Below are 11355 nucleotides of genomic sequence, written 5' to 3'. Positions count from 1 at the left end.
CGGACTTTACCACGGATAGGGAAGTCCTGAACTTCAATCTCAGGGAGGAAACCTTTTGAGTGAAGATGGAGATCAGAGTACTCAGCAGGAATAGTGGCTTTCTCCTCTAAATAAAGAATAAAGCAAGTATCCTGAGAAACATGATTGACTAGGGTAAAGTAATCAAGGATTCCTGAAGGCAAGAACAAGCTTAAAGAAGCAACAGGATCAATCGTTTGGGAAGAGGATGTTTTCATGATGCAAAAATAAGAATTTTAACGCAATCCCCCAAGGTTTCAGACTGAGCCAAAATAAACGGTTTGGAACTTTGCCGGCTTTATCGGCAGACGTTTGGGTACCAGTCTCCTGTGATCATGCTGACAGCCTTGGGTACAACGGAAGATATCGTCAAAGGACTGGATGCGGGAGCAGATGATTATCTCGTCAAGCCTTTCAGTTTCCAAGAACTGGAGGCACGCATCAAGGCCTTGTTAAGACGCAATAAAGAAGTAACCTCCAATCTGCTGACTTGTGATAACCTGATATTGGATTGCAATACCCGAAGAGCTAAAAGAGGCAATATAGATATTGATCTTACTGTCAAGGAATATCGTCTGCTCGAATATTTCATGACTCATCAAGGGGTTGCGCTCTCACGTATCACCCTGCTCAAAGATGTGTGGGACAAGAACTTTGATACCAATACCAATATCGTAGATGTTTATGTAAACTATCTCCGGGTAAAGATAGACCGTGACTTTGATAAAAAGCTGATTCACACAGTCGTAGGATTAGGATACATTATGAATACTTAAACTCACCAACTATCCCGGCTATGAAAATAGGTTCCAAAATAGCTCTTTTCTATACGTTAATCAGTGTGTTGACCACTGTCATTATCATTGCTGTATTTTATATTTTCAGTACACAGTATATCAATAAACTCTATGCTTCCTACCTGCGTGAGAAAGCCTACCTGACTGCACAGAAGCACTGGGAAAAGGATGAGGTGGACGAACAGAGTTACCAAATTATCCAACGCAAATATGATGAACTTCTACCCGAAGCTCATGAGATTCTTCTAAATATGGATAGTCTTTCTGAAGTGCGTGATACGTTGAATAAGTATCTCACGCAACACCAGCAAACACTTCTACTGGCAAGGCAAGACAGTATTCCTTTCTCTTTTAAATATAAGGACCAGTTAGGAGCCGCCCTTTATTATCCGGATAATGAAGGGAATTTCATCGTACTCGTCATGTCCCGGAATGCCTACGGAACAGAAATCAAGGAACATCTGTTGTTACTTTCCATTTTCCTCGTTTTAGCCAGTTCCATCCTGATCTTTTTCATCGGGAAAATATATTCCGGTCGTATTTTGGTTCCGCTGCAACACATATTAAAGGAGTTGAAAAGAATACGGGCCAACAGTCTGAATCGTAGGTTAAAGACTACCGGAAATAATGACGAGCTGGAGGACATGATAAAAACATTAAATAGTATGCTCGATCGTCTGGATAGTGCTTTCAAGGCAGAGAAATCCTTTGTAAGCCATGCTTCGCACGAGTTGAACAATCCGATTACTGCTATTCAGGGAGAATGTGAAATCAGTCTGCTCAAAGAAAGAAGTACCGGAGAATACATTGAATCCCTGCAACGAATTTCTTCGGAAAGCAAACGGTTGTCCAGTCTGATCCGCCACCTTCTTTTTCTTTCGCGGCAGGAAGAAGAACTCCTGAAAAATAATGTGGAAGAGATCATTCTATCTGATATATTGAAAGAGTTGACCGGGTCTAATGAAAGAATCCGTCTCCACTTGGAGGCAACAGAACAGCAAGCTGTTGTAAAGGCTAATCCTTATCTGTTAAAGATAGCATTGAAAAATATAATTGATAACGCATACAAATACTCCGATAAGGAAGTAAATGTGGCTCTCTATCGGGAGCAGCAACAAGTCATTCTTGAGGTGGAAGATCAGGGAATCGGTATTCCGCAAGAAGAAATAGAGCATATTTTCCAGTCTTTCTATCGGGGTAGCAACACCCGGGATTATGCCGGACAAGGCATCGGACTTAGTCTGACTTTGAAAATCATTTCTGCTTATCATGCAAAGCTGGATATATCTTCAGAAATAGAAAAAGGAACAAAAGTACGGGTGATTTTTTAATTCACCCTTCTTTTATCCCTTTCTCACTCTACCTACTGAAAACTACAAATTTAATCTATGAGCGTTTTTTCCACAGAATAGAAATGAACTAAATACGTCTTTGCAATAACTTTCCGTTTTTATCATATAACATTCGTTCATATACCACTTCTACGATGAGAGGAAAGACAAACAAGGCAAAGAAAGTCGCTCCTATCAATCCGCCGATAATAACAATCGCCAACGGACGCTGTGATTCCGAACCAATTCCATGACTCATGGCAGCAGGCAACAAACCGATAGCCGCCATTGCCGCTGTCATAATCACAGGACGAATGCGTGAGCGTACTCCTTCTTTCGTAGCCTCTTCCAAAGGAGAACCCAGTTTCAGATTCGCTTTGATGTCGGAAATCATAATCACGCCGTTCTGAATACAAATACCGAACAAGGCTATGAAACCGATACCTGCAGAAATGGAGAAGTTGAATCGTGTTATCAGAAGGGCTACAATACCCCCCACAGCGGCAAATGGCACATTCAGCAATACCAGTCCGGCATCCCGCGCATTAGAGAACAGAATAAACAGGATGATAAAGATGATAGCAATACTGATGGGAACCACTTGTGCCAAGCGTTTCGTGGCACGTTGCTGGTTCTCGAAATCACCAGTCCATTTCAGCGAATATCCTGCCGGAAGATGTACGGATGCATTCACTTTTTTCTGTGCCTCGGCAACTGCCGTACCCATGTCACGGCCTCTCACCGAGAACTTCACTGCACAGAAGCGTGCATGATTATCACGGAAAATAAGTAATGGTCCCGTAATGGTCGTTATATCTGCCAGTTCCTTGATAGGCACCATTGTACCATCCATTGCCGGAACCAGTATCTTACCTATCTCCTCTTCATTCTGGCGGAATTGCTCGCTATACCTTACCATGATATTGAATTTCCGTTCGTCCTCATACAACAATGAAGCCGATTTTCCACCAATAGCCATCTCGATAATCGATTGCACATCTTCCTTAGCAACGCCATAACGCGCCAACTGACCTTCATTCAGCTCTATACGAAGTTCCGGCTGACCGATATTCCGAATCACACCCAAGTCTTCAATTCCTTGAACCGTGCCCAGGATTTTCTCAATCTGCACCGCATATTTCTCCGACTCATACAAGTCTTTACCAAACACCTTCACCGCAATAGACCCTTTCACACCGGAAGCAGCTTCCTCTACATTATCAGTAATCGGCTGTGAGAAATTGAAGTCAATGCCGGGGTAAATGGATAAATCCTCCTGCATCTTATCGATCAGTTCCATTTTTGTCAATTTACTCTCCCATTCCTTTTCAGGGTATATATCAACGTGAAACTCGATATTATAGAATCCGGTAGCATCTGTTCCGTCATTCGGTCGTCCGGTCTGTGACAGGACTTGCCGTACTTCTGGAAACGTTAATAGCTTCCTTCTCATTTTATTGGCAAGCGTCACCGATTCATCCAGCGAAATGCTTTGTGGCAAGGTGGCACGAATATAGATAGACCCCTCATTCAACTGTGGAAGAAACTCCGTACCCAAAAAAGAGAAAAGCCATAATCCGACACCTGCTATGACCGTTGCCAGTCCGATAGTCAGTTTCCTGTGCGCATAGAATAAATCAAAAAGAGCCGTACACTTTGTATTGATAAAACGGACAAAACGATTATTCTTCTCACGCACATTCTTTTTCAGCAGCATAGACGACATTACCGGCACCAGGGTCAGCGTAAAGATCAAAGCTCCCAACAGTGCAAAACCCAGCGTATAGGCCAAGGGAGAGAACATCTTTCCTTCTACCTTCTGGAAAGAGAAGATAGGAATCAACGCGGTTATGATAATCAATTTGGAGAAGAAAACTGCTTTCGCCTTGTCTTTTGCGGTGTTACGGATCAATCCCATTTTGGACATGACATTAAATGCCGGCATTCCTACTTGCCTTGCCTTCTTGTCCAAAGCCACAAACACTCCTTCCACCATCACCACTGCCCCATCAATAATGATACCGAAGTCAATGGCTCCCATAGAAAGCAGATTGGCGGACATTCCCATCACCCGTAGACAGATAAAAGCGAATAGAAGGGCTAATGGGATAACGACAGCAACAATCACGGTAGTCCGCCAATCTGCCATAAAAATCAATACAATAAACGTAACCAATAAAATTCCTTCGATCAGATTATGTGTCACCGTCTTTACCGCCAGATTCACCAAATCCTCCCGGTCATAGAATGACACGATTTTCACATCTTTCGGAAGTATATTCTGATTCAAGTCTTCTATTTTATCTTTCAGGTTTGCAATCACCTCGCCCGGATTCTCCCCTTTCCGCATGACTACAATGCCTTGTACCACATCATCTTCATCCATTCGTCCTACCTGGCCGAGACGGGGTAAACAGGATTCGTGTACATCGGCAAGATTCTTCACCAAAATCGGAGTACCGTTGATGTTTTTCACTACGATGTTTCTCAATTCTTCCAAGTCGTTAATCAGACCAATTCCACGAACAACATAAGCTTGCGAACTCTTGGTGATGACATCTCCTCCCACATTGATGTTACTCTTGGCTATCGCATCATAAAGCTCCAAAGAAGTAATTCCATAGTTAATCAACTGGTGAGGATTCACGCTTACCTCAAATGTTTTCACCTCTCCGCCGAAGCTCACAATATCCGCTACGCCGGATACCGAACGGAGATTACGTTCGATCACCCAATCTTGGATTGTTTTCAGCTCCCGCACACTACGTTTATCACTACGGAGTGTATAACGGAATATTTCTCCCGTCGGGCCATATAACGGTTGCACTTCCGGAGTTACCCCGTCAGGAAGATCGGCGTCATTCAATAAATTATATACCTGTTGACGGGCGGTGAAATCATCCACACGATCTTCGAACATCACATTGATTACAGAAAGTCCGAAAAGAGTGGTAGAACGAATATCCGTTTTCTTCTGAACAGGATTCATGGCAATCTCAACAGGAATGGTGATAAACTTCTCTACCTCTTCCGCACTACGTCCCGGCCATTGCGTGATAATCGTCACTTTCGTATTCGTCACATCCGGGAAAGCATCTATCGGAGTATGTTTAAAAGAAACAACTCCGGCTATAACGGCAATCGCTGTACAGAAGAAAATAAAGAACTTATTCTTCAGCGAGAAAGCCACTATATTATCTATGAATTTGTGCATACTATTTTCTGTTTTTAATCTGCATTCAACGCATTATATAACAACAATACATTATTATTCAGCACTCTGTCCCCCTCGGAAAGCCCAGAGCGGATATAGCACTCCTTGCTCAACTGTTTGTATACATCTACCTCTTTCACCTGCAAACGCTGATCCGGCTCTACTACAACAACATAATTTTTCCCTCCTTCAAACACCAGCGCATGAGAATCGATACGAGGCATAGAAGTTTCGTCTGCTTTGCACTTCACACTTACATTCGTAAACATCCCCGGCTTCAACAGATACTCTTCATTCTTTAATTTGATACGGACATTCATTGTTTTACTTTCGTTATTCAGCAAATGATATACCTTATCGATAGTGCCGGCAAACATCTTATCCGGATAGGCCAAAGTAGAAATACGTACAGAAGCACCTTCAGAAATCTTACTGATATCGCTTTCATACACATCTGCCATCACCCAGACGTCCGACAACCCCGAAATCGTGAACAACTCTTCACTCTGATCCGGACGCAACTGCATATCCCTGCTGATTTGTTTCTCCACAATAAAGCCCGAAACAGGAGATTTCAACTGATAATAAGCATTTCCGGAGAAATTATAAATGGAAAAGACTTCCTTTATCCTTCTTTCTTCGGCTTCGGCACTCGTCAACTCCTGCTTTGCCTGAAGCATATCTTTATCCGAAGCCATGCCGGAATTATACATATCCTGCGTAGCATCCATGTTTCTGCGGGCGAGCAACAGTTGTTGTTCCGCTTCTTTCAATTGTTTCTCATAGTCCGCCACTTCTCCACTGCGGATGACTGCCAGTACATCTCCTTTACGAACATAATCTCCTATTTCTGCTTTCAGTTCCGTCACCGTGCCTCCAAACATCGGATATACATGCGCTACCTGATTTTCATTAAAAGTGACCCGTCCGTTCAATGTCAGTTCATCAATCACTTCTTGAACGTGAACCGTATCGACAGATACAATTCTCAACAAGCTATCTGTCAGGCATAAAGCAGTCGGTTCAACATTCGGTTGTTCTCCTTTACCGGAGCATGCTCCCAATACGGTAGTAAGCAATATGCAAGGAAGGAATTTATTCCAGTTCATAGTCTTTGATAATTTATGAATATTAGTAGTTTAATATATTTTGCCCGATAGTTGTATTCAGGTTTTCCATCGCGAGGAAAACATCTTTCTTTATTTCATGCAACTGAATACAGGTTTCCTTATAACTGTCATAATAATCGATAAACTCCAGCAAGCTGATATTCCGCTTGGTAAAGTTTTCATTCACTCCTGTTATCAGTTTCTCAAAATTACGTTCCAAATCCATATTGGTAGATTGGTAAAGCTGAACTGCTTTTTCCAGTGAAGCATAAGCGGTATAAAGTTCCATATCTGCACGATTAGCAGCATTTTCCTGTTCCGCTCCTGCCTGTTGAATACTAAAACGGGCTGCCTTTATATTTCCCTGATTGCGATTGAAAATAGGTACTGACAAGCTCACTCCTACCGCAAAATAGTTATTGATAAAGTTTCCGGCACGGTCATAGTTCCCTTTCACCGAGAACTCCGGAAATGCCATCGATTTCTGCAATTTCAGATTGGCACGGGAAGCACTTACCGTACTTCTGGCAATCTTCAAGTCCGGACGTTCATTTACCATCGCTTTCAAATCAGCAAACGATAATTGAGACAAATCCAATTGCTTCAACACCTCTTCGTCCAGTGATAACTTAACCGTAGTATCTCCCGGAAGATTTAACAAGACATTCAGTTCTCCTCTAAGAGTCAGCAACTCGTTTTCCCGTTCGTTCTTCTCTTTCTTCAGCGAAAATAGCATAGATTCCAAACGAGACATTTCCATCAATGAGATATTTCCTTTCTCCTGTTGCAGCTTCATTCCGGCAAGCAGTTCTTGCAGAGAGTTCACTTCTTTCTCGTAGATGGATATGGATTTCGAAAGAAAATAGACTTGCACAAACTTCTCATTCAACTCCTGACGGAGTGTTCTCATCACCTCTTCAAACTGATATTCCGCTATTTCCTTATTGATTTTTTCCAGCTTTATCTGCTTGTTTCGCTGTCCGGCAAGGCGAATGACCTGTTCAACCTCCACAACCGTTTCACCCTCCTTACCAAAATCAAAATACTTTCCGTTCAAGCGGTTATAGACATTCTGTTCCAGCGAGATGACCGGATTCTCAAATAACCTGGCTTGCAGCACTTGTGCCTGTGCCATATCAATGTTATACCGTTCGGCTATCAGCGATAAGTTACGTTCCAGGAAACGTTGTTCCGCCTCTTTCAGCGTTAATGTTCCTGTGGTAGCCTGTTGCGCACATATTCCTCCTGTCAGCAGAAGAAAAAAAGAAATTAAAAATTCTCTGTTCATTACTATATTTATCTTTATTACCTTATCGTAGTTGTCGCAGCAAAATTACAATTCTGCAACCGGAGAAACGGAAAAAAACGATTATAAGCCTCTCATATCAGATTAGAATTTGATTAGAAAAGAGCCATAAAGGAAGAATTGTAAACACAACAGGAAAAATGGCCAGCCTTCTTTCATTCCAACTCCCCTATCTTTGCAGGAGAGAAAATAAAACGAATCATTAAAAAATAGTAGGATATATGAAAATAATAGATTTAACCAAAGATAGTTTTGTTGAGAAAGTAGCTGATTATCAATCTTATCCTGATAGTTGGAACTTTAAAGGGAATAAACCTTGCCTGGTCGATTTTCATGCACCCTGGTGTGTCTATTGCAAAGCATTATCGCCTATATTAGACCAATTGGCAAAAGAATACGAAGGGAAATTAGATATTTATAAAGTGGACGTCGATCAGGAACCGGAACTGGAAAGCGCATTTAAGATTCGTACCATTCCCAATCTGTTACTTTGCCCGTTGAACGGCAAACCGACAATGAAATTAGGCACTATGAATAAAGCCCAATTGAAAGAATTAATAGAAACCAGTTTACTTTCAGAATAGAAAAACATCGAAAGTCCGGAAAGTTCCTTATGACGATAGACTGATAAACTACCAGGCTTTTGATATAATACAGAACATTTATTTTTATAATAAGAGGCTGAAAAGCCTTGATCTTATAAAATGCCCCTTACTAGAACTAAACTGAACTCCTAAAATTTTGTATCCAACTTTTGGGATTCAGTTTAGTTCTTAGTAAAGGGCATTTTTCTTTTAGGAAGTCTCCGGACGGCCTCATCCCTTTCAAAGGTTATTTCAATGGTTATTTATGCAACAGATTATCAGTTCCCGGAACGATCTTTCCCATTGACCATACGCAACGTACATTCAGTTCTTTGTCAAGAATCACAATATCAGCATCCTTACCCTTTGCTAACGCCCCCTTCCGGTCACTCACTCCAATTAAACGGGCAGGAGTTTCAGAAGCCATACGCACGGCATCTTCCAAAGGAATATTCGCTTTCTTTACCATAGTGCGAACCAACACATCCATCGTAGCCAAACTACCGGCCAACGCAGAATGATCCGCCATCTTGCATACGCCATCCTCTATGATATAACGAGGATCAATCGGTTCATTCCCTTCATAAGCTGCATACGCCAAAGCATCGGTAACAAGGCAGGTATTCTCCACGCCTTTCAACTTATAAACCAGTTTCAGGATAGTGGCAGGCAAATGAATACCATCCGCAATCACTTCCACAGTCATTCCATCCGTCAGATACACACTTTCCACTGTACCCTCATATTTATATTCACGACGTTTATGGAAACCCGGCATCGCATTATAAAAATGAGCAGCATGAGAAAATCCTACTGCAAATGCAGCTTTAATTTCATCATATTCGGCTTCGGTATGTGTAACAGCAGTCATAATTCCTTTCGAACGGGTATACTTTGCAAAATCATGTGCACCGGGCAGTTCGGGACTAATATCCCAACGTCTGATACAAGACGTACGCTCCAACAAAGGAATATATTCATTTTCATCCGGAGTTTTCAGAAAACCGTCATACTGCGTACCCGCCATCTTCGGATTCAGATATGGACCTTCGATATGCAGACCGAGAATCGGAGAATCCTTCTCTTTCATCAAGTGCTCACATACATCGACTGCCTGGTAGATTCTTTCGAATGAAGTAGAGGACAAAGTAGGAAATATACCGGTAGCACCATGTTTCAGATGTGCATTGGTTGCGGTGCGGAAAGCCTCTTCCGTTGCTTCCGTATAATCATGCCCACCACCTCCATGTGCATGCATACTTACGAATCCGGGCACTATCGTCATCCCTCTGGCATCAATAACTGTTGCACCGATAACCGCTAAATCACTATTAGTTACCTCTAATATTTTTCCATCACAAATCAATACGGAACCATCTTTCAACCAGCCTTGCGGGGTAAGTATTCTTCCGTTTATTATTTGAGTCAACATAGTCTTTGTTCTTTATTAGATTTAAAACAGTTTGTTGGTGCCTTCCACCAGTTCTCCCATTGCCCATACGGCTCTCACGTTCAAGCCTCTGTCCAAAGCGATCATATCGGCATCCTTGCCACGTTCCAGCGTTCCTTTACGGTCGAGCACTCCCATAATCCGTGCAGGAGTTTCGGAAGCCATTCTTACGGCATCTTCCAAAGGAATTTCCGCCTTTTGCACCATGGTACGAATCAAACGATCCATCGTTGCAACACTCCCGGCCAAGGCTGAATGGTCTGCCAACTTACAGACTCCATCCTCAATAATCACACGCGGGTCAAAGGCAACCTGGCTATCACTGGCGGCACAAGCCAACGCATCCGTTATCAGGCAAGTGCGTTCCACTCCTTTTATCTTATAGACAAGACGCAAAATCGTCGGAGGTACATGAATACCATCAGCCACCACTTCCACTGTCATATCATCAATCAGATAAATACTTTCTACCGTACCTTCATACTTGTACTCTTTCCGTTTATGGAAACCGGGCATCGCGTTATAAAAATGAGTAGCATGCGTATATCCCGCCTCATAAGCCGTCTGTATATCCTCAAATTCTGCCTGGGTATGTCCTACCGAAGCCAGTACACCTTTTGCCGTGATATATTTACCGAATTGCATGGCTCCGGGAAGTTCCGGTGCGGCATCCCAACGTTTGATACAGCGTGTTTCTTCCAACAACGGAATATATTCTTCGGGATCAGGATCTTTGATATTTTCCGGAATCTGTCCGCCTGCCATGTCCATATTGAAATAATGTCCTTCCAGATGGAGTCCGAGTACAGGGCTATTGGGCTCTGCCATCATTTTTTCAGTAGTTGCCGCAGCTGCACGGATCATCGGAATGGTAGAAGAAGAAAGGGTAGGAAAAATACTGGTGGTACCATGCTGCATGTGAGCCTTGATTGCTGTCCGGAAAGCCTCTTCGGTGCCTTCCATAAAGTCTCTTCCACCGCCACCGTGAACATGGATTTCTACACCGCCCGGAACAATATACATTCCTTTGGCATCAATCAGTTTGGCTCCGATAATGGCAAGGTCACAATTGGTTACTTCCAGAATTTTGTTATCGCGAATAAGAACTGACCCATCCTTCAGCCAACCTTGAGGCGTCAGGATGCGTGCATTAATGATCTGTGTTAACATATCACAAATAGTTAAATTAATTAAAGGTCTGTGTGAATCAATGACGCTCTTTTTTGGGGGGAGTACATTGATTTTTTCGTTTGCAAAATTACGTTTTTCTATTCAATCTATCGATAAAATCGTCCGATAAACTTCTAATAAAGTCCAATATGGCTCAGTTGTAATTCTTGGGGGATTAAGTTTAGTCAATTCCCTTCATGCATATACCTTTGCTAGCCTAAAAAGGAAGAAGCTCATATCCACTACTCCTCTAAATGATGTCCTAAATGCTTTGATTTTAGCATTAAATGCTTCCGCTGCTGCATTTGTACTCCTGTTCACAAAGAAGTTCAAAATCCTTTCATAATGGTTCTCAATAGAGTTTGCCACTGTTGTG

At 42.3% G+C, this 11355-nt stretch carries 9 protein-coding genes and 1 pseudogene; 3 read left to right on the top strand and 7 right to left on the bottom strand.

The genetic code is table 11. The annotated features are described in order from the left end of the window. Positions 1 to 236 (bottom strand): hypothetical protein (locus HMPREF0106_RS27770; RefSeq protein ID WP_008997677.1); only part of this gene is annotated, 236 nt, incomplete at its 3' end. 51 nt (positions 237 to 287) lie between these two features. On the opposite strand from HMPREF0106_RS27770, the pseudogene HMPREF0106_RS16650 reads away from it, so the two are divergent. After that, positions 288 to 794: pseudogene (locus HMPREF0106_RS16650) on the top strand (winged helix-turn-helix domain-containing protein); the annotation flags it as partial. Positions 795 to 814: 20 nt separating this feature from the next. Continuing rightward, positions 815 to 2146: a sensor histidine kinase gene (locus tag HMPREF0106_RS16655; protein WP_009039520.1), complete on the top strand. Its 1332-nt coding sequence runs from the start codon at positions 815 to 817 to the stop codon at positions 2144 to 2146. Between the two features lie 88 nt (positions 2147 to 2234). Here HMPREF0106_RS16655 and HMPREF0106_RS16660 read toward each other — a convergent pair whose 3' ends face one another. From HMPREF0106_RS16660 to HMPREF0106_RS16670, 3 genes are read right to left on the bottom strand one after another with little or no spacing between them, the layout of a single operon-like run. Further along, positions 2235 to 5360 carry an efflux RND transporter permease subunit gene (locus HMPREF0106_RS16660; RefSeq protein ID WP_004316980.1) on the bottom strand — a complete coding sequence of 1042 codons (3126 nt, stop codon included), beginning with the start codon at positions 5358 to 5360 and terminating at the stop codon, positions 2235 to 2237. 14 nt (positions 5361 to 5374) lie between these two features. Then, positions 5375 to 6469: an efflux RND transporter periplasmic adaptor subunit gene (locus HMPREF0106_RS16665; protein WP_009039519.1), complete on the bottom strand. Its 1095-nt coding sequence runs from the start codon at positions 6467 to 6469 to the stop codon at positions 5375 to 5377. Between the two features lie 22 nt (positions 6470 to 6491). Then, a complete protein-coding gene (locus tag HMPREF0106_RS16670; RefSeq protein WP_008639957.1) occupies positions 6492 to 7757 on the bottom strand; it encodes a TolC family protein in 1266 nt (421 codons plus the stop codon). Positions 7758 to 7996: 239 nt separating this feature from the next. On the opposite strand from HMPREF0106_RS16670, the gene HMPREF0106_RS16675 reads away from it, so the two are divergent. Continuing rightward, on the top strand, positions 7997 to 8359 hold the full coding sequence (locus tag HMPREF0106_RS16675) for a thioredoxin family protein (RefSeq protein WP_009039518.1): 363 nt from the start codon (positions 7997 to 7999) through the stop codon (positions 8357 to 8359). Positions 8360 to 8618: 259 nt separating this feature from the next. Here HMPREF0106_RS16675 and nagA (HMPREF0106_RS16680) read toward each other — a convergent pair whose 3' ends face one another. From nagA (HMPREF0106_RS16680) to HMPREF0106_RS25795, 3 genes are all read right to left on the bottom strand, one after another. After that, positions 8619 to 9791 carry an N-acetylglucosamine-6-phosphate deacetylase gene (gene nagA, locus HMPREF0106_RS16680; RefSeq protein WP_009039517.1) on the bottom strand — a complete coding sequence of 391 codons (1173 nt, stop codon included), beginning with the start codon at positions 9789 to 9791 and terminating at the stop codon, positions 8619 to 8621. Positions 9792 to 9812: 21 nt separating this feature from the next. Continuing rightward, entirely contained in the window at positions 9813 to 10979 is a 1167-nt protein-coding gene (gene nagA / locus HMPREF0106_RS16685) for an N-acetylglucosamine-6-phosphate deacetylase (protein WP_009039516.1), read from the bottom strand. A 195-nt stretch (positions 10980 to 11174) separates the two neighbouring features. Beyond that, positions 11175 to 11355 (bottom strand): transposase (locus HMPREF0106_RS25795; protein ID WP_083787892.1); only part of this gene is annotated, 181 nt, incomplete at its 5' end.

Origin of the sequence: Bacteroides sp. D22 (assembly GCF_000163675.1) — a bacterium.
Taxonomy (GTDB): Bacteria; Bacteroidota; Bacteroidia; order Bacteroidales; family Bacteroidaceae; genus Bacteroides; species Bacteroides xylanisolvens.
Note: the sequence above shows the minus strand (reverse complement) of the source record. Positions and strands in the feature narration are given on the sequence as shown.